The organism is Burkholderia sp. M6-3, from assembly GCF_050858985.1.
Lineage (GTDB): Bacteria > Pseudomonadota > Gammaproteobacteria > Burkholderiales > Burkholderiaceae > Paraburkholderia > Paraburkholderia caledonica.
The window spans coordinates 3187751-3205265 of the sequence record NZ_CP110090.1; the positions used below are offsets into that span (position 1 = coordinate 3187751).

At 61.8% G+C, this 17515-nt stretch carries 17 protein-coding genes; 9 read left to right on the forward strand and 8 right to left on the reverse strand.

Features of this window, described 5'->3' with window-relative positions; genetic code table 11:
* Positions 1-84: 84 nt before the first annotated feature.
* Together OH764_RS13810 and trxA are read left to right on the forward strand one after the other, a co-directional pair.
* On the forward strand, positions 85-960 hold the full coding sequence (locus tag OH764_RS13810) for a pirin family protein (protein WP_498847176.1): 876 nt from the start codon (positions 85-87) through the stop codon (positions 958-960).
* Between the two features lie 97 nt (positions 961-1057).
* On the forward strand, positions 1058-1906 hold the full coding sequence (trxA, locus tag OH764_RS13815) for a thioredoxin (protein ID WP_498847177.1): 849 nt from the start codon (positions 1058-1060) through the stop codon (positions 1904-1906).
* 88 nt (positions 1907-1994) lie between these two features.
* Here the strand turns inward: trxA and tcdA are convergent, their stop codons facing one another.
* On the reverse strand, positions 1995-2846 hold the full coding sequence (gene tcdA / locus OH764_RS13820) for a tRNA threonylcarbamoyladenosine dehydratase (RefSeq protein WP_498847178.1): 852 nt from the start codon (positions 2844-2846) through the stop codon (positions 1995-1997).
* Between the two features lie 220 nt (positions 2847-3066).
* Here tcdA and pdxH point away from each other — a divergent pair, with 220 nt between their 5' ends.
* From pdxH to OH764_RS13835, 3 genes are all read left to right on the forward strand, one after another.
* Positions 3067-3708 carry a pyridoxine/pyridoxamine 5'-phosphate oxidase gene (pdxH, locus tag OH764_RS13825; protein WP_498847179.1) on the forward strand — a complete coding sequence of 214 codons (642 nt, stop codon included), beginning with the start codon at positions 3067-3069 and terminating at the stop codon, positions 3706-3708.
* Between the two features lie 143 nt (positions 3709-3851).
* The gene (locus OH764_RS13830) at positions 3852-5066 is read left to right on the forward strand and encodes a class I SAM-dependent methyltransferase (RefSeq protein WP_498847180.1); all 1215 of its coding nucleotides are present in this window, start codon (positions 3852-3854) and stop codon (positions 5064-5066) included.
* 71 nt (positions 5067-5137) lie between these two features.
* Positions 5138-6532 (forward strand): DUF72 domain-containing protein, encoded by a 1395-nt coding sequence (locus tag OH764_RS13835; protein WP_498847181.1) that lies wholly within the window; start codon positions 5138-5140, stop codon positions 6530-6532.
* Here the strand turns inward: OH764_RS13835 and msrA are convergent.
* Positions 6519-7067: a peptide-methionine (S)-S-oxide reductase MsrA gene (msrA, locus tag OH764_RS13840; RefSeq protein ID WP_020069179.1), complete on the reverse strand. Its 549-nt coding sequence runs from the start codon at positions 7065-7067 to the stop codon at positions 6519-6521. The two genes, OH764_RS13835 and msrA, sit on opposite strands and share 14 nt — an antisense overlap.
* A gap of 255 nt (positions 7068-7322) precedes the next feature.
* Here msrA and OH764_RS13845 point away from each other — a divergent pair, with 255 nt between their 5' ends.
* Positions 7323-7832 (forward strand): flavin reductase family protein, encoded by a 510-nt coding sequence (locus tag OH764_RS13845; protein WP_027804823.1) that lies wholly within the window; start codon positions 7323-7325, stop codon positions 7830-7832.
* A 42-nt stretch (positions 7833-7874) separates the two neighbouring features.
* Here OH764_RS13845 and OH764_RS13850 read toward each other — a convergent pair whose 3' ends face one another.
* Positions 7875-8390: an Lrp/AsnC family transcriptional regulator gene (locus OH764_RS13850; RefSeq protein ID WP_498847182.1), complete on the reverse strand. Its 516-nt coding sequence runs from the start codon at positions 8388-8390 to the stop codon at positions 7875-7877.
* Between the two features lie 129 nt (positions 8391-8519).
* Here OH764_RS13850 and kynB point away from each other — a divergent pair, with 129 nt between their 5' ends.
* From kynB to kynA, 3 genes are read left to right on the forward strand one after another with little or no spacing between them, the layout of a single operon-like run.
* A complete protein-coding gene (kynB, locus tag OH764_RS13855; RefSeq protein ID WP_498847183.1) occupies positions 8520-9158 on the forward strand; it encodes a cyclase family protein in 639 nt (212 codons plus the stop codon).
* A 37-nt stretch (positions 9159-9195) separates the two neighbouring features.
* Entirely contained in the window at positions 9196-10446 is a 1251-nt protein-coding gene (gene kynU, locus OH764_RS13860) for a kynureninase (protein ID WP_498847184.1), read from the forward strand.
* A 10-nt stretch (positions 10447-10456) separates the two neighbouring features.
* Complete coding sequence (kynA, locus tag OH764_RS13865; protein WP_498847185.1) at positions 10457-11398, forward strand: tryptophan 2,3-dioxygenase; 942 nt, start codon at positions 10457-10459, stop codon at positions 11396-11398.
* A 109-nt stretch (positions 11399-11507) separates the two neighbouring features.
* Here the strand turns inward: kynA and OH764_RS13870 are convergent, their stop codons facing one another.
* Genes OH764_RS13870 through OH764_RS13890 form a run of 5 tightly spaced genes read right to left on the reverse strand, consistent with a single transcriptional unit; the run spans position 11508 to position 17488 of the window.
* Positions 11508-12245, reverse strand: a complete 738-nt coding sequence (locus tag OH764_RS13870) for an SDR family oxidoreductase (protein ID WP_498847186.1) — start codon at positions 12243-12245, stop codon at positions 11508-11510.
* Positions 12242-13786, reverse strand: a complete 1545-nt coding sequence (locus OH764_RS13875) for an FGGY-family carbohydrate kinase (protein ID WP_498847187.1) — start codon at positions 13784-13786, stop codon at positions 12242-12244. The genes OH764_RS13870 and OH764_RS13875 overlap by 4 nt, the downstream gene beginning before the upstream one ends.
* A gap of 46 nt (positions 13787-13832) precedes the next feature.
* Positions 13833-14930 carry an MDR/zinc-dependent alcohol dehydrogenase-like family protein gene (locus tag OH764_RS13880; RefSeq protein ID WP_498847188.1) on the reverse strand — a complete coding sequence of 366 codons (1098 nt, stop codon included), beginning with the start codon at positions 14928-14930 and terminating at the stop codon, positions 13833-13835.
* A 43-nt stretch (positions 14931-14973) separates the two neighbouring features.
* A complete protein-coding gene (locus OH764_RS13885) occupies positions 14974-15981 on the reverse strand; it encodes an ABC transporter permease (RefSeq protein ID WP_020069188.1) in 1008 nt (335 codons plus the stop codon).
* Positions 15968-17488: a sugar ABC transporter ATP-binding protein gene (locus OH764_RS13890; RefSeq protein ID WP_498847189.1), complete on the reverse strand. Its 1521-nt coding sequence runs from the start codon at positions 17486-17488 to the stop codon at positions 15968-15970. Before OH764_RS13890 ends, OH764_RS13885 begins: the two co-directional genes overlap by 14 nt.
* Positions 17489-17515: the final 27 nt, after the last annotated feature.

Here is a 17515-nt window from a genome sequence, read left to right on the forward strand (position 1 = left end):
TGCTGCGAAACGTCGTCGTTGCGCCCTCCGCAGTAGAATCGTCCATTGAGAAATTTCTTCCTCCTTATTCAGCCGAGCCCGCCCATGTCCTCTTCGATCAAAGCAGTTCTCAAACCGCATCTGCGCGATGTCGGCAGTCTGACTGTGCGGCGCGTGCTGCCTGCAATGGCCGCGCGGCTGATCGGACCGTTCATCTTTTTCGACCACATGGGACCGGCGACGCTGGAACCGGGCGTCGGCCTCGACGTTCGTCCGCACCCGCATATCGGTCTCGCCACGGTGACCTTCCTGTTCGAAGGTGCGATCATGCATCGCGACAGTCTCGGCTCCGAGCAGAAAATCATCCCCGGCGACGTCAACTGGATGACGGCCGGGCGCGGCATCGTCCACTCCGAGCGTACGCCCGCCGAGGACCGCGCGAACGGTCAGACCATCCACGGCATTCAGACGTGGGTCGCGCTGCCGCTCGAAGACGAAGAGGTGGAGCCGTCGTTCGCGCATCACGTCGCCGACACGCTGCCCGTGGTCGAGCGCAACGGCGTCACGCTGCGCGTGATCGCCGGCACGGCCTTCGGCGAAACCTCGCCTGTCACGACGTTTTCCGGCACGCTTTATGTCGCCGGCGAGTTCGCGCCGGGCAGCGCCTTCGCGCTGGAACCGGAGCATGAGGAACGCGGCGTGTATCTTGTCGACGGCGATCTGGAAATCGACGGCACGCCGCTCGAAGTCGGCCAGATGGCAGTGCTCGCGCTCGACGAGACCGTTACCCTCGCGAGCACGCACGGTGCGCGCGTGATGGTCCTGGGCGGCGAAAAACTCGACGGTGAACGCTTTATCGAATGGAATTTCGTCGCGAGTTCGCGCGAGAAGATCGAAGCCGCGAAAGTGGCATGGACCAATCAGGAGATGGGCAAAGTGCCGGGCGAAACCGAATGGATTCCACTGCCGCAAAAGAAATGACGGCCAGTCCCGGCGACGTCGCGGCGCGCATTGAACATTGAATCCACGCCGCTCGGCCCCAACTAGCAGACAAACCGTTTTTATCGACGAGGACGCAATGGACACCACTCTGGCCACATTCGAAAAGGACGTCATCACGGCGTCGACACTGGCCCCTGTGCTGGTCGATTTCTGGGCGCCGTGGTGCGGCCCCTGCAAGACGCTCGGCCCGATGCTGGAGAAGCTCGAAGCCGAAGCCGCCGGGAAATGGAAGCTCGTCAAGGTGAACGTAGACGAGAATCAGGAACTGGCCGCGCACTTCCAGGTGCGCAGCATCCCGCACGTCATGGCGTTTGCCGACGGCCAACCGGTGGATCAGTTCATCGGCGTGCTGCCTGAGGGCCGACTGCGCGAATTCATCGAGCGGCTCGTGCCGCAAGGCGCGGATGCTGCGCGTCTCGAGGCACAGACCGCGCTCGAGGAAGGTCGCCGCGAAGACGCTTACGATGCGCTGGAATCCGCGCTCGCCTACGACCCGGGCTTCGACGAAGCACGCATGGATCGCATCGAGATGCTGCTTGACGACAACCGCATCGACGAGGCGCGCAACGAAGTCGATCTGCTGTCGCCGAAAACCACGCAAGGCATCGACGCGCGCTTCAACGCGATCAAGACGCGGCTCGACGCCGTGGATGCCGCCGCCGACCTGCCGCCCACCGATGCGCTGGAAGCGCGCGTCGCAAGTCATCCGGACGATCTGGAGGCGCGTTTCGATCTGGCAAGCGCGCTGATCGCACGCCGCAAGTACGCCGACGCGCTAGAACATCTGCTGGGCATCGTGCAGCGCGACCGCACGTTCCGCGACGACATTGGCCGTAAGACCATGCTCTCGGTGTTCGATCTCGCCGCGCATCAGCCAGAGCTGGTGTCGCAATGGCGGCGCAAGCTCAGCGCGGCGCTGTACTGAAGCGAGTCTAGGCACCCAGATTACGCGCGTGCGGCGTCGGGCTGAATTCCGGCTCGTGCCGCACGCCGCTTGCCGCGCTAGAAACGCATCACCCCGCCTGTTTCGTCAAGGCACGCAGCACATGCGCGGCGGCGGCGAAACCGAAACTCGCCGTCACGCAAACGCTCGAACCGAAGCCCGCACAGTTCAAGCCGATCGGCCCCGTATGACCGGGCGACGTGGTGACGTGCTCCGCTTCCGCATCGATATCGCAGACCGCCGCCTCCGGGTAGATGAGCGGCTCGTCGGAATACACCGCGCTCACCTTGAATCTAGCTTTCGGCCCGCGCGGAAACCCATGCTGCTTTCGCAACTGCCCACGCACCTTGGACAGCAACGGGTCCTGAATCGTCAACGCGAGATCGTCGATGCGAATGCGCGTCGGATCCAGCTGGCCGCCCGCGCCGCCAATCGTGATCAACGGCTGCTTGCGCTCGACGCACCACGCGATCAGCGCGGTTTTGGTGCGCACGCTGTCAATCGCGTCGATCACATAGTCGAAGCCGCCGCCGAGCGTCGCCGCGAAATTGTCGGGCTCGACAAAGTCTTCCACGAGGCGCACGTCGCAGAACGGATTGATTGCCGCGATGCGCTCGGCCATTGCTTCGACTTTCGGTTTTCCGTAGTTGCCGTCGAGCGCGTGAATCTGCCGGTTCGTGTTGCTCTCGGCGACATTGTCGAGATCGATCAGCGTCAATGTGCCGACAGCGCTGCGCGCCAACGCTTCGGCCACCCACGACCCGACTCCGCCGATCCCGATCACCGCGACATGCGCGCTTTCGAAAGCGGCGAGCGCCGGCGCGCCGTACAGACGCGCAATGCCGCCGAAGCGCCGCGCACGGTCGGCGGTTTCACTCCCGTCGAGGCTGGTAGTAAGATCGGATTGCGCGGTGGTCGACATGATGGGGCTCATTGAACAGGCAGAAAACGGACGCGCTTTCAGATCGCGCAGCCGTATTTTGCCTGAACGCCTGAATGAGCATTGCCGCCGCAATCACCCTGTCGCGCTCCGGGGCATTACCCGATCATGCACGCCGGGCCTGCGTCGCGCTTGATCCAGTCGCGCGCAAAAAATTAATGCCTTAGCTATACTGCCCTGACTGTAGCGTTCGCATAACAACATGACCTCACTCGCCGAACTTCGAAAAAACTATTCGCTGGGTTCTCTGGACATCGGCGACGTAGATCGCAACCCGTTGCGGCAATTCGACGTCTGGTTTCAACAGGCTGTCGACGCGAAGCTGCCCGAACCGAATACGATGACGCTCGCCACCGTCGACTCACGCGGCCGGCCTTCGGCGCGCATCGTGTTGATTAAGGGCGTCGACGAACGGGGCTTCGTGTTCTTCACCAACTACGAAAGCCGCAAAGGCCGCGAGCTAGCCACCAATCCGTACGCGAGCCTGCTGTTCTACTGGATCGAACTCGAGCGCCAGGTGCGCATTGAGGGGCGCGTCGTCAAAACGAGCGCGGAAGAAAGCGACGCGTATTTCGCGTCGCGTCCGGCCGGTTCACGAATCGGCGCATGGGCATCGAATCAGAGTCAGGTGATTGAAAGCCGCTCGCAGCTCGAAACCCGCGAACGCGAAATGCGCCTGCAATATGGCGATGAGCCTCCCCGTCCGCCGCATTGGGGCGGTTATCGTTTGGTGCCCGAAGCAATCGAATTCTGGCAAGGTCGGCCGTCGCGTTTGCATGACCGCCTGCTTTACACGCGCGTAAGCGAGAACAGCGACTGGCAGATCGCCCGTCTGTCGCCGTGAATCGACACAAACAATGTCGCCAGCGCGCAGCCAACGCAGCAGCGCGCGGCACACGGATCGCATCTCGCGGCATGGGAGTCGCGCCGCACTGATTTGCGCTCCACACAAGCTTCGCTTTAGTTCAACGGACACGGAGAGATCGCATGTTCTGGGAGAAAAAGCTGGCGCAGTGGGTGGAAGAAGTAAAGACCAGGGCTGACTTACCAGCACGTCTGGTGCTGTGGGACGGCCAGCAACACGACTTCGGGCGGTTCGCCGCGCCTCAGGTCACGTTGCATGTGAAAAGCGCGACGGCGCTGCCTTACCTGCTCGAACCGAGCCTCGACAATCTGGGCGAGGCGTACGTCAAGGGCAAGATCGACATCGAGGGCAAGCTCTCGGACATCATCAACGTGGGCTATCAGCTCGCGCGCAATACCGTCACCAGTGCGAGCAAACTCGCACGCATGCGGCGCTATTTCCAGCATTCGAAAGCGTCGGACCGGAAGGCGATCCAGTATCACTACGACGTCTCGAACGAGTTCTACAAGCTGTGGCTCGACGAGAACATGGTGTACTCGTGCGCGTACTTCGAGAACGGCAACGAAGATCTGGCGACCGCGCAGATCAAGAAAATCGACCACATCCTCACCAAGATCCAGTTGCAGCCGGGGCAGCGCCTGCTCGACATCGGCTGCGGCTGGGGCGCGCTGGTGCTGCGCGCAGCGCAGAAATTCGGTGCGCAATGCGTGGGCGTGACGCTGTCGCAGAACCAGTTCGATCTGGCCACGGCGCGTGTGAAAGCCGCGGGCCTCGAAAATCAGATCGAGATTCGTCTGCAGGATTACCGCGACGTCGAAGGGCAATTCGACCGCATCACGAGCGTGGGCATGTTCGAGCACGTCGGACGCAAAAATCTGCCGGGTTATTTCAAGAAGATGCATGACCTGCTCGCCGACGACGGCGTCGCGATGAACCACGGCATCACGTCGAGCGACTCGGATAGTGGCGAAACCGCGCTTGGCGGCGGCGAGTTCATCGACCGTTATGTGTTTCCCGACGGCGAGTTGCCGCACATCAGCCTCGCACTCGAATCGATGCAGCGCGGCGGGCTCGAAGCGGTTGACGTCGAAAGCCTGCGCCGTCACTATGCGCACACGCTCGACATCTGGGCGGAGAATTTCGAGGCGCATGCGGAAGAAGCCCGCAAGCTCGTCGACGACGAAAAATTCCGCATCTGGCGCGTCTATCTGGCCGGCTGCGCGTACGCATTCGAAAACGACGACGTCTCCATCTATCAGGTCGTATGCCGGAAGGCCGGCCGCAGCGCTAAAACCCTGCCGTGGTCGCGCCGTTACATGTACGAGAAGCCGCTGTGACGTGAGCACCGCAGCGTCGTGCACCAGCGTGCCGCCGCGGCGCAAACTACTGAACAGCAGGTCGAATCTCGATGGGCCAGAGCGGGACAAGCGAAGTCGAACAGGCGCTGGGCGAGCCGGAAGCGCCACTCCAGGCGGACGTGCAAAGCGAAGCGGTGCAGTTCGATCTGTTCGGAATGCCGGTGGAACCGGCGGTTGCATCGGCGGAAATCGGAGCGCGCGCGAAGCCTTCGGGCATTGTCTCCGGCGATCCATTGCCGCACGCGCAGGAGGCCGCCTCTCAGTCCCCGCCCGCCAGCCCCGCCCCCGTGTCGGAGCCGGCGAGCCGGCGCGGTGCGCGCGAGACAGCCGCCGCCGCGTCGCTGTGGCAGCAGGACGAGCAACAAGACGGGCAGCAGGACGAAGCGCCGGCGTTCGCCGCAGCAAACCCGCTGCAAGCCAATACGCCCCAAAAGCGCCGCACGAAGGAAATCCTCGCCGCCCCGCCCTCGCCGGAGCTACTCGCGCTCGCCGCGCAACTGCCGCCGCACGTGCACCTCGGCACATCGACATGGTCGTTTCCCGGCTGGAACGGCATCGTGTACGGCGATGAGTACAGCAACAGCAAGCTCTCGCGCGACGGCCTCACCGCCTACGGCGCGCATCCGCTGCTCAAGACAGTCAGCATCGACCGGTCGTTCTATCAGGCGCTCACGGTCACTGAATACCTGCGCTACGCACAGCAGGTGCCCGAGCATTTCCGCTTTATCGTAAAAGCGCCGATGACGATCACCGACGCAACGGTGCGCGCCGAACGCGGCGAGCCGGTGTCGCTGAACCCATGCTTTCTCAACGCGCAGATGGCGATCGACGATTTCGTCACGCCGTGTCTGGAAGGTCTCGGCGCAAAGGCGGGCGCGCTGGTGTTCCAGCTGTCGCCGCTGCCCGACCAGATGCTCGCGCAGCCGGCCGCGTTCATAGAACGGCTCGGCGACTTTCTGACGGCGTTGCCGAAGCTGCCGCAAGGCACCTGCTATGCGATCGAAATCCGCGACGCCAGTCTGCTCACGCCGCGCTTCATTCGTACACTCAAAGTGGCGGGCGTGCGCTACTGCGTGGGCATCCATGCGCGGATGCCCGACCCTCTGCGGCAGGCTGCGGCGCTCGCGCTGCTGGACGGCGAACCGGCCGGGCCGCTAATCGTTCGCTGGAGCCTGCATGGCGGCTTCAAGTACGAGCAGGCGAAGGCGAAGTACGAGCCGTTCGACCGGCTCGTCGACCAGGATCCGGCGACGCGCGCGTCGCTCGCCGAACTGGCCGCGCGTTATGCGCTTGCCGGCCAGCCGGTGGTGATCGCGGTCAACAACAAGGCTGAAGGCTCAGCGCCGCTCAGTTGTGTGGAACTGGCGCGCGAAATCGTCGAAGCCTGTGCGCGGCTTGCACACGAGCACGAAGATGTCGGCTCCCTCCCCGTCAGCTCGCCTTGATGCGGTGCGCGAACTTCTGACGGAACTTCGCTACTTTCGGCGCGACCACGAACGAGCAGTAGCCCTGATTCGGATGCTGCGCAAAATAGTTCTGATGATAGGCCTCGGCGGGCCAGTAGTTGCCGTCGAGCGGCAGTACCTGCGTGACGATCTGGCCGTCGTAGATGCCCTGCTCGCCGATTTCGCGGATTGCCTGCAAAGCCGTCTCGCGCTGCGCGTCGGAGTGCGTGAAGATCACTGAGCGGTATTGCGTGCCGACGTCGTTACCTTGACGGTTCAACTGCGTCGGATCGTGGATCGCGAAGAAAATATCGAGAATCTCGCGATAGCCGATCTTTGCCGGATCGAAATCTACCTTGACGACCTCGGCGTGGCCCGTTGCGCCGTCGCACACCTGCTCATACGTCGGACGCTGCGTCTCGCCGCCTGCATAGCCCGACTCCACGGAGTTCACTCCCTCGACGCCCAGATAAACCGCTTCGAGGCACCAGAAACACCCGCCACCCAAGGTGGCGACTTCGCCTGTCTGACTCATGCTGCTCGCTCCTTCAAGCTCGTGATCGGCCTATGCCGCTTCCGCTTCGCTACAGCGCTTATGGTGCCGGCGCAGTGTTCAGCTTAGCGGGTTTTGCGATGCGCCGTTCTGTGTCCGGCCGGTGCATCGCGATTGCAGTTAAAATTGGGGCAAATCGACGATTTTCACTATGACTTTTGAATTATCTGTTTCCCGCTGTGCGGGCAAGCGCTTTAGCGCGGCTTTCCGCCCACGTGCATCCACGGCGTGCGCGCAATGAAGCGAGCCAGCCCGCCCAATTTCGACCAGGCCGCCTTCCGGCAGGCGCTCAGCCAGTTTGCTACCGGCGTCACCGTGATCACAACGCGTGCGGCGTCGGGGCAGTTGATCGGCATCACCGCCAGTTCGTTTAATTCGGTTTCGCTCGACCCGCCACTGGTGCTGTGGAGCCTCGCAACGCGCTCGGCGTCCATGCCGGTGTTCCGCACGAACAGCCATTACGTCGTCAATGTGCTGGCCTCGTCGCAACTCGATCTATGCAAGCGGTTTGCCACGGTCAAAGGCGATCGGTTCGAAGGCGTATCGCACGCGGCGGGCGACACGGGCATGCCCGTACTCGACGGCGCGCTAGCCTGGTTCGAGTGCCATAACCGCAGCCGTTACGAAGAAGGCGACCACGTGATTTTCGTCGGCGAGGTGGAACGTTGCGGCGTGCATGAGAATGCGGCGGAGATCGCGCCGCTCGTGTTTCAGAACGGCCAGTTTCACGGACTCAAACCACTGTAGCTGCATTCAGCAGCTGCAACGGCGCCAACGCGAGGCAGCGCCTCAACGATCGTTGTGCGGCGCGCCGTGGCCGCCGGTTTTCGTGACCAGCGACACCGGCACGCCCGAATCTTCCTTCAAAGTCTGCAACACGATATTCGAGCGAATATCCATCACTCCCGGCGCCTTATAGAGACGCTCCAGGACGAAATCCGAATAGTGCTTGAGGTTGTGCGCAAGAACGCGCAGCAGGTAATGCGTCTCCCCTGTCACGACAAAGGCGCCGACCACTTCCGGCCAATCGCGCAGTGCATCCGCAAAGCGCTCGTGCCAATTCTGCTGGTCGTTGCGCATCGACACCTGCACGAATGCTTCCAGTTCGAATCCCAACACCTCGCGGTTTAGACACGCGCGGTAGTGCTCGATGACGCCCTGCTCTTCGAGTAGTCGCAAGCGCCGCAGGCACGCCGACGGCGACAGCGAGATGCGCTCCGCGAGATCGAGATTGCTGATTCGTCCTTCTTGCTGGAGCACCGTCAAAATACGGCAATCGGTGGCGTCGAGCGAGATCGCGTTCATATTCGGTCTCCCTTTCCCATTTGTCTCAAATTATGTTCCAAGACACGGCTCGGAAGGAGATTTTTTCGCAATCACATTTCGCGGTCAGACACCTATCATTCCCTATAGACATCAACCGCAGATGGAGACATGCAGACACTCTGGGACATAACCCCCGCCGTCGATACGGCAACGCCGGTCTGGCCTGGCGACACCCCCGTTGGCATTGAGCGCGTCTGGCGAATCGAGGCCGGGTCGCCCGTGAACGTCGCACGGCTGACTCTCTCGCCGCACACCGGCGCCCATACCGACGCCCCCTTGCACTACGACGCAGCAGGCGCCGCCATTGGCCATGTACCGCTCGACATCTACCTCGGACGATGCCGCGTGATTCATTGCATCGGCGCCTCGCCTGTTGTGACGCCACAACACCTAGATGGTTTGCAGGGCGACTTGCCACCGCGAGTCTTACTGCGAACTTACAGAAATGCGCCGACTGCGGCGTGGGACAGCGGCTTCTGCGCCGTCGCGCCTGAGACGATCGACCTGCTGGCGACGAAGGGCGTCAAGCTGATCGGCATCGACACGCCTTCGCTCGATCTGCAGGAATCGAAAACGATGGACGCGCATCACCGCGTTCGCGCGCACGGCATGGCTATTCTCGAAGGCATCGTGCTCGACGACGTAGCTCCCGGCGACTACGAGCTGATCGCGCTGCCGCTGAAACTGACCACGCTCGACGCAAGCCCCGTGCGCGCAGTGCTCCGCGCGCTTCCTGACGCGTACTGATTGTCGAATCCGCATCATCCGACTGAACGAGACCACCATGAAACACCGCGAAGAAGCATTGGCGCTCGATAGCGCCGACCCGCTCGCGACATTACGCGACCAGTTCGCGTTGTCGCCGACCACCATTTACCTCGACGGCAATTCGCTCGGCGTGCCGCCAGCCGCAGCGGCGCAACGCGCACAAACCGTGATCGCCGCCGAATGGGGCGAGGGTTTGATCCGCAGCTGGAACGCCGCGGGCTGGTTCGCGTTGCCGCGGCGCCTCGGCAACAAGCTTGCGCCGTTGATCGGCGCGGCTGAAAACGAAGTGGTCGTCACCGATACGATCTCGATCAATCTGTTCAAGCTGCTGTCCGCCGCGCTGCGGCTCGCGAACGCACGCGACCCGCAGCGCCGCGTGATCGTCTCGGAGCGCTCTAACTTTCCGACGGACCTTTACATCGCGCAGGGCTTGATCGAGCAGCTCGACCGCGGCTATGAACTTCGACTGGTCGACGACCCGTCCGAGTTGCCCGACGCAATCTGCGAAGACACCGCGATCGCGATGATCACGCACGTCAACTACCGCACCGGCTACATGCACAACATGGCCGCGTTGACCAAACTGATTCACGACAACGGCGCGCTGGCGCTGTGGGATCTCGCGCATTCGGCCGGCGCCGTGCCGGTCGATCTGAACGGCGTGGGTGCCGACTATGCAGTGGGTTGCACGTACAAATACCTGAACGGCGGCCCGGGCTCGCCCGCATTCGTCTGGGTGCCGCAGCGCCATCAGAACGATTTTGCGCAGCCGCTTTCCGGCTGGTGGGGGCACCGTGCGCCGTTCAAGATGGACCCCGCATATCAGCCCGACGACGGCATTGGCCGCTTTCTGTGCGGCACGCAGCCGATGGTCTCGATGGCACTCGTCGAATGCGGACTCGACGTCTTCCTGCAGACCGACATGCAGGCGATTCGCCGCAAGTCGCTCGCGCTGACCGATCTGTTCATCGAACTGGTCGAGACCCGTTGCAGTGAATTTCCGTTGAAGCTCGTCACGCCGCGCGCACATTCACAGCGCGGCTCGCATGCGAGCTTCGAACATCCGCATGGTTACGAGGTCATGCAGGCGTTGATTGCGCGCGGCGTGATCGGCGATTATCGGGAGCCGCACGTATTGCGCTTCGGCTTCACGCCGCTGTATACGCGCTTCGTCGATGTATGGGATGCCGTCGAAACGTTACGCGAGGTGCTCGTGCGCGAGACCTGGCGAGCACCCGAATTCGCCGCGCGCAGCGCGGTGACCTGAGGAGCGCGCGATGAACGATCATATGCAAACGCCGGGCTTGCCCGAAGAAAAGCCCGCGCAAGGTTGTCCGTTCGGTCATGGGCGCGCTGCGTCCGCTTCCGCTGAAGCGCCGGCTACGAACGCTGCTTCAGCCGATGGCTGGCACGACGCACAACTCGACTTTTCCGAGTCGATGAGTTACGGCGATTACCTGTCGCTCGGCACGGTGCTGGATGCGCAACATCCTTTGTCGCCCGATCACAACGAGATGCTGTTCATCATTCAGCATCAGACGAGCGAATTGTGGATGAAGCTCGCGCTCTACGAGTTGCGCGCCGCGCTGGGCGCTGTGCATCGCGATGAGTTGCCTCCGGCGTTCAAGATGCTTGCCCGCGTCTCGCGGATCATGGAGCAACTGGTGCAAGCCTGGAGCGTACTTGCAACGATGACGCCTTCTGAGTACACGTCGATGCGTCCTTACCTGGGCAGTTCGTCGGGGTTTCAGTCTTACCAGTATCGGCAGATCGAGTTTCTGCTTGGCAACAAGAACGAGCAGATGTTAAAGCCGCATGCGCACCGTGCTGAAGTGCTCGCCGAGGTGAAGGCTTCTCTCGAGTCCCCGTCTTTCTACGATGAAGTAGTGAAGCTGCTGGCGCGTCGCGGGTTCGCGATCTCTCCTTCGCGACTCACACGCGACTGGACGCAGCCGACGGTTCATGATGCTTCCGTTGAAGCGGCCTGGCTGGAGGTCTATCGCAATCCTTCGAAGCACTGGGAGTTGTACGAGATGGCCGAAGAACTGGTCGATCTCGAGGATGCTTTCCGGCAGTGGCGGTTCAGGCATGTGACTACGGTCGAGCGGATCATTGGGTTCAAGCAGGGAACGGGCGGGACAAGTGGGGCGCCGTATCTGCGCAAAATGCTCGACGTGGTGCTGTTTCCTGAGCTTTGGCATGTCAGGACTATGTTGTAGTTGTGTTGTAGTTGCTGAGCGCTGCCCCGCACGGGGCAGCGCTCATAAACCACGGTGACATCAAGGAAAGGCCTGGGGTTGAAGAACAGCAATCGCCACGAGACCAACATCACCTCGCAGTAAATCCCCCATCGACAGCCAACGAAACCCCACTCACCATAGAAGCCGCATCGCTCAACAAGAACGCTACGACCGAAGCCACCTCAGCGGGTTCGGCGAATCGCCCGAGAGGAATAGCCTTGAGAGCAGGCTCCCGCTTCACAGGATCGCTCCAGGCCTGCACGGCCATAGGTGTCAACGTCACAGTGGGATTAATGCTATTCGCGCGAATTCCGAACGGCCCCAATTCGATGCACAAGGCTCGCGTCACCGCATCCAACGCCGCTTTTGAAGCCGAATAGCTCAGATGGTCGTCAAGCGCCACGAGCGCCGCCTGACTCGACACATTGACGATGCTGCCAGCCCGCTTTGCCTCGATCATTCCTCGCGCCACATGCTTCGCAACCAGCACGGCGCCGCGCGTGTTCACTGCCATCACGCGATCGAAACTCGCGGCGGTGGTATCCACTGCCCGTTCGAGCAACGCGATTCCTGCGCAATTCACGAGACCGTCGAAAGGACCGAGCGACGCAAACGCATCGTCGATTGCAGCCTCGTCGCTCACGTCGAGCATCAACGGCTCGCAGCCGGTCTCTTCAGCGAGGCGCGCAAGCTCGCTGACATTGCGCGCCGCCGCCACCACGTTCGCGCCGCAAGTGCACAACATCTCGACCGTCGCGCGGCCGATTCCGCTCGAAGCGCCCGTCACCAGTATCGAGCGGCCAGAAAAATCGAAAGTAGCATTCATGATGTTTGCAAGCGATGCATGACCGGTTTCAATGCCGGATAGAGATCCGTGTAGATGCCGAAGCGCTGTTCATAGAGGGCCATTCGCGCGGCGTCCGGTTGCGCACGCTCGACCAGCGTGACCCATCCTCCCTGCGCCGCTTCCTGCGAAATCAGTCCGACGCCCAGCGCCGCGAGCAATGCGGCGCCCATTGCCGCCTCGACTTCCTGCTCGATGGTGTAGACCGGATAGCCGGTGATGTCGGCGATGATCTGCATCCACAAGTCGGAATGCGCCGCGCCGCCGACCACCACCAGTTTGTCTTCCAGCGACTGCGCGCCTTTGCGGCCCGCCTCTATGTTGTGCTTCAACGCGAACGACACGCCCTCCAGTACCGCGCGATATAGATGCGCCCGCGTATGGAACAGACTTAGGCCGACGAATGCGCCGCTCGCCTTTGCGTCCCAGACGGGGCTGCGTTCCCCCATCAAATACGGCAGAAACATCACGCCATCGGACCCGGCCGGCACCTTCGCGGCGTTGTCCTCAAGCAGCCGATGCGGATCGCCATGAGGCGTCGCGCGCGCAGCTTCGATCTCCGCATGGCAGAACTGATCGCGATACCAGGTCACGGACGCCCCGGCGGTAATCGCGCCGCCGAATACATAAATGTCGCGCTGGCCGTTGAAAACGTGAGGCATGCTGATCAATCCGTGGCGGGCATCCACCGTCTGATTGATGTATCCCCAGCACATGCTCGTGCCGATCATCGCCACATGCTGCCCCGCGCGGCTCACGCCGGCCGCGAACGTTGCGACGGCCGCGTCCACACCGCCCGCGACGATCGCCGTGCCTGCCGCGAGTCCCAATTCTTCAGTCCACTGCGATAGCAAGCTGCCCACGACTTCAGACGATTCAACGAGGCGCTCCGGCATCATCGTTGCGGGAATGCCAAGCATGTCGAGCGCCTCGTCCGACCAGTCGCGCTTCGCGATGTCGTAAATGCCGCCGATATTGCCGGCGGAACTGTGATCGACTGCAATCTCGCCGGTCAGCATGTAGATCACATACGCGTTCGGCGGAAGAAAATAACGTGTTTGCGCCCATACGTCCGGCTCGTGATCGCGCAGCCACAACATCTTCGTGTAGCCGTAATAGCTGTCCACGCCGTTGCCTGTGATCGTGTAGAGCCGATCGAGGTCGACGTTGTTGCGCACCCACTCGACCTGATCGGTCGCACGCCGGTCCATCCATATGAGGCAGGGATAGAGCGGACGCATATCGCTATCGACAGGAATGCCCGAGCCGCCATACAGACTGCTCACGCACACAGTCTTGATCGAACTTGCCGCGACGCCCGCCTCCTTTGCCTTGCGAACGCACGCGGCAATGCATTCCGTGACCGCCTTGAACCACACGGCGGGCCACTGTTCCGCCCATAGCGGCCTGGGCGTATCCGGCTGGTAGCTCGACGCATGGTGCGCGACGATGGCCCCATGCTGATCGACGAGCAGCGCCTTCGTGCTCTGCGTGCCGATATCCACGCCGATGACGTAATCCATACAGTCTCCGTTTATATGCCGCTCCGGTTTCCGCCCAGGCGCAGGCTCAGGCGCGCGGCTTCATGAGTACTTTGATCGAATCGAGCGAATTGGCGATCTTGATCGCTTCATCCCATTCTTCCAGCGAAAAGCCGTGCGTGACAATCCCTTTCGACGTAACGAGTCCGCGCGCGAGCAGATCGATCGCAATCGGATAGCAATACGGGCCGAGATGCGCGCCGCGCACGTCGAGTTCCTTGCGATCGCCGATCACCGACCAGTCGAGCGTAGTATCCGCGCCAAACACCGAGAACTCGACAAAGCGCCCGAGCTTGCGGATCAGATCCATGCCCTGATTCACGCCGATCGGTGCACCGGTCGTTTCAATATATACGTCGCAGCCGTAGCCGTCGGTAAGCGAATGGATGATTGCGAGCGCGTCGTCAGTTTTTGGATTGATCGTGACGTCCGCGCCGTATTCGCGCGCAAGCGCCAGGCGCTCTTCGACGAGGTCGATCACCACGAGCTTCTTCGGCGTCTTCAGATGCGCGACTTGCGTCATCATCAATCCGAGCGGCCCCGCGCCGGCAATCACAACCACGTCGTCCAGTTGCAAGTCGCCGCGATTGACGGTGTGAATCGCGCACGCGAGCGGCTCGATGATCGCAGCGTCTTCCAGTGAAATCCCGTCGGGAATCTTGTGGACGATTGCTGTCGGCGGAATGCGCATGTACTCGGCCATGCCGCCGTCCGCGACTTCGCGCTGGAACCCGAAAATGTTGTGCACTTCGCACATCCAGTATTGGCCCGACTTGCAATAGCGGCACTTTGCGCACGGCACGATCTGTTCCGCGATCACACGGTCGCCGACCTTAACGCCGAAATGCTCGGCCGCGCCGTCTCCGAGCTCCTGCACGAAGCCGAAGAACTCGTGGCCCGGAATCACTGGCGCCTTGACCCACGGGCTTGGACCGCCCCAGAACATCTTCGCGCCCGAATGGCATTTGCAGTCGCTCGCGCAGATGCCGCACGCCGCAATACGGATCACCAGTTCGTGCGCTCGCGCACGCGGTTTCGCGACCTGTTCCACGCGATAGTCCTTCGGTGCGTGGCAAACAATCGCGGTCATGTTCTGCTTGTCGGATGAAGTAGATTGATTCGTCATTGCAAATCCTGCCTGAAGTGGAGATCAGATGGAAATTCGAGCCTTACTTTCTACGGTCACGGCTGATGTAAATCGCGAGCAGAATGATTCCGCCCTTGATCACGTTCTGCACATACGGATTCACGCCGACCATGTTCAGCCCGTTGTTCAACACGCCGAGCAGCAGCGCGCCGATCAACGTGCCGATGATCGAGCCGCGTCCGCCGGAAATCGAAGTGCCGCCCATTACCACGGCGGCGATGGCGTCGAGTTCGAAACCCACGCCCGCATTCGGCTGACCGCTCATCAAACGTGCGGTCAATACGATGGCCGCGAATGAGGACGTCAACCCTGCGATCGTGTAGACGATCAGCTTCACGCGCGCCACGCGCACGCCGGATAGACGCGTCGCCTGTTCATTGCCGCCGATCGCATACACGTACCGGCCAAACGGCATGCGCTCCAGCAACACCCACGCGATGACATAGATCACCGCCATGATCACGACCGGCGCCTGAATGCCGAGAATCTTGCCGCTGCCGAAAAAGCTGACCCAGTCGGGCAAACCGTCGATCGGATACCCGCCCGTGTAGATCAGCGCCAGACCGCGCGCAATGCCCATGGTCGCGAGCGTCACGATGATCGGCGGCATGCCGGCGAACGCGACGAAGAAACCGTTGGCCGCGCCGAAGCCGAGGCCGACGGCAACGCCCACCGCCAACGCAGCAAGCGCATTCATGCCGGCCACCATCAAACCGGCGGCGAGCGTGCCTGCCAGAGCCATCACGGAGCCCACGGACAGATCGATGCCGCCGGTCAAAATCACGCACGTCATGCCGACCGCGATGATTGCGTTGATCGACACCTGGCGCAGTACGTTCTCGATGTTGGCGCCCGAGAGGAAGCTGTCGCTCGCGAACACCATGACGATGCAGACAACGAGCAAGCCGATGAACGGATAGAACAGCGTGGAGCGCTTCAACGCGGCCCATGTAAAGCGCACCGGCGCGCCGGGCGTGTCACTACTGACGGTCGATGTTTTCGGCGAAGAAGAAGGATTAGGCGTGTTCATGCTGGGCTCCACGAGTGCCGGCGGTTGCATAGGTCATCACGGCGTTAGAGTCGATCTGGTCGCCTTCGAGCAGCGCTTCGATGCGACCTTGGCGGAACACGGCGACGCGGTCGCACATGCCGACGATCTCCGGCAGTTCGGACGAAATCATGATGATCGAATAGCCGCGCGCAGTGAGTTCGCGCATCAGCAAATAGATCTCCGCCTTCGCGCCGACGTCGATGCCGCGCGTCGGTTCGTCGAAGATCAGAATGTTGGTGTGATGGTTCAGCCAACGCGCAATCACCACTTTCTGCTGGTTGCCACCCGAGAGCGTCGCGACTTCGGTGTGCATGGTCGGCGCTTTCACACCCACGCGCTTCATGATGTCGGCGGTGGCGCGCGCTTCGCTGCGCTGATCGATGAAGAATCGGAGCGAGCGATACTTGCCGAGGTTGTTGATCGAGATGTTCTGCTTGATCGAGAAGTCCGTAATCAACCCTTCCGTCTTACGGCTTTCAGGAAGAATCCCCACGCCCGCGCGCAATGCATCGGCCGGATCGGACAGATTGGCAGCCTCGCCGTTGATGCGAATCTCCTTCACATAGGCCGGGTCCGCGCCGATCACGGCGAGCGCGGTTTCGGTGCGGCCCGAACCCACTAGTCCGGCGAAGCCGAGAATCTCGCCTTCGCGCAGTGTGAATTGCAGCATCGGGCTGTCTTTCAGCAGCTGCAGCTTCTGCACGTCCAGTACGATTTTCGCGTCCGGCCGCAACGGCGGCTTTGGTGGAAAGCTGCTTTCAATGCGGCGCCCCACCATCATCTCGACGAGGCGGCCCACGTCGGACTGCGCAACTTCCGTCATGCCGACATACTGGCCGTCGCGCAACACCGTGATGCGGTCGCATACTTCGAAAATTTCTTCGAGGTGGTGAGAGATGAAAATCATCGCGACACCCTGCTTTTTCAGGTCGCGCATGATCGCAAACAGATGCTCCGCTTCGGCAGGCGTGAGCGTCGCAGTCGGTTCATCGAGAATGAGGATGCGCGCTTCGAGCGACAACGCCTTACCGATTTCGACGAATTGCTGCTGCGCGATCGAGAGCTCGCGAATAGGCACCGACAGGTCGATCGAAACGCCAAGCCGCCCGAAAATTTCCGCAGCTGCGCGCCGCATCCCGCCGCGATTGAGCAGGCCCAGGCCATTCTTCATTTCGCGGCCCAGGAACATGTTCTCCACGGCGTTCAAATACGGAATCAGACTGAATTCCTGAAATACGATGCCGACGCCGGCAGCCACCGCATCGTGATAGTTCGCGAAGTGGCGCGGCTCGCCTTCGATCGTGATCGTGCCTTCGTCCGGCTGATAAATGCCGCACAAGATCTTCATCAACGTCGATTTGCCCGCGCCGTTCTCGCCGAGCAGCGCATGAATCTCACCGCGTGCGATCTCGAGGTGAATGCCTTGCAACGCCTTCACGCCGGGAAAGCTCTTGGTGATGTTGTCGAGCTTGAGAATCGTGTCCATCGGGTGCTCCATCACTGCTCGCCGCCG

Coding starts and splice junctions, on each gene's coding strand:
- OH764_RS13870 (WP_498847186.1), bottom strand. CDS start 12,245: ATGAATGCTACTTTCGATTTTTCTGGCCGCTCGATACTGGTGACGGGC.
- OH764_RS13830 (WP_498847180.1), top strand. CDS start 3,852: ATGTTCTGGGAGAAAAAGCTGGCGCAGTGGGTGGAAGAAGTAAAGACC.
- OH764_RS13850 (WP_498847182.1), bottom strand. CDS start 8,390: ATGAACGCGATCTCGCTCGACGCCACCGATTGCCGTATTTTGACGGTG.
- OH764_RS13810 (WP_498847176.1), top strand. CDS start 85: ATGTCCTCTTCGATCAAAGCAGTTCTCAAACCGCATCTGCGCGATGTC.
- kynB (WP_498847183.1), top strand. CDS start 8,520: ATGCAGACACTCTGGGACATAACCCCCGCCGTCGATACGGCAACGCCG.
- OH764_RS13885 (WP_020069188.1), bottom strand. CDS start 15,981: ATGAACACGCCTAATCCTTCTTCTTCGCCGAAAACATCGACCGTCAGT.
- tcdA (WP_498847178.1), bottom strand. CDS start 2,846: ATGTCGACCACCGCGCAATCCGATCTTACTACCAGCCTCGACGGGAGT.
- OH764_RS13845 (WP_027804823.1), top strand. CDS start 7,323: ATGAAGCGAGCCAGCCCGCCCAATTTCGACCAGGCCGCCTTCCGGCAG.
- OH764_RS13875 (WP_498847187.1), bottom strand. CDS start 13,786: ATGGATTACGTCATCGGCGTGGATATCGGCACGCAGAGCACGAAGGCG.
- msrA (WP_020069179.1), bottom strand. CDS start 7,067: ATGAGTCAGACAGGCGAAGTCGCCACCTTGGGTGGCGGGTGTTTCTGG.
- OH764_RS13835 (WP_498847181.1), top strand. CDS start 5,138: ATGGGCCAGAGCGGGACAAGCGAAGTCGAACAGGCGCTGGGCGAGCCG.
- OH764_RS13890 (WP_498847189.1), bottom strand. CDS start 17,488: ATGGACACGATTCTCAAGCTCGACAACATCACCAAGAGCTTTCCCGGC.
- kynA (WP_498847185.1), top strand. CDS start 10,457: ATGAACGATCATATGCAAACGCCGGGCTTGCCCGAAGAAAAGCCCGCG.
- OH764_RS13880 (WP_498847188.1), bottom strand. CDS start 14,930: ATGACGAATCAATCTACTTCATCCGACAAGCAGAACATGACCGCGATT.
- pdxH (WP_498847179.1), top strand. CDS start 3,067: ATGACCTCACTCGCCGAACTTCGAAAAAACTATTCGCTGGGTTCTCTG.
- trxA (WP_498847177.1), top strand. CDS start 1,058: ATGGACACCACTCTGGCCACATTCGAAAAGGACGTCATCACGGCGTCG.
- kynU (WP_498847184.1), top strand. CDS start 9,196: ATGAAACACCGCGAAGAAGCATTGGCGCTCGATAGCGCCGACCCGCTC.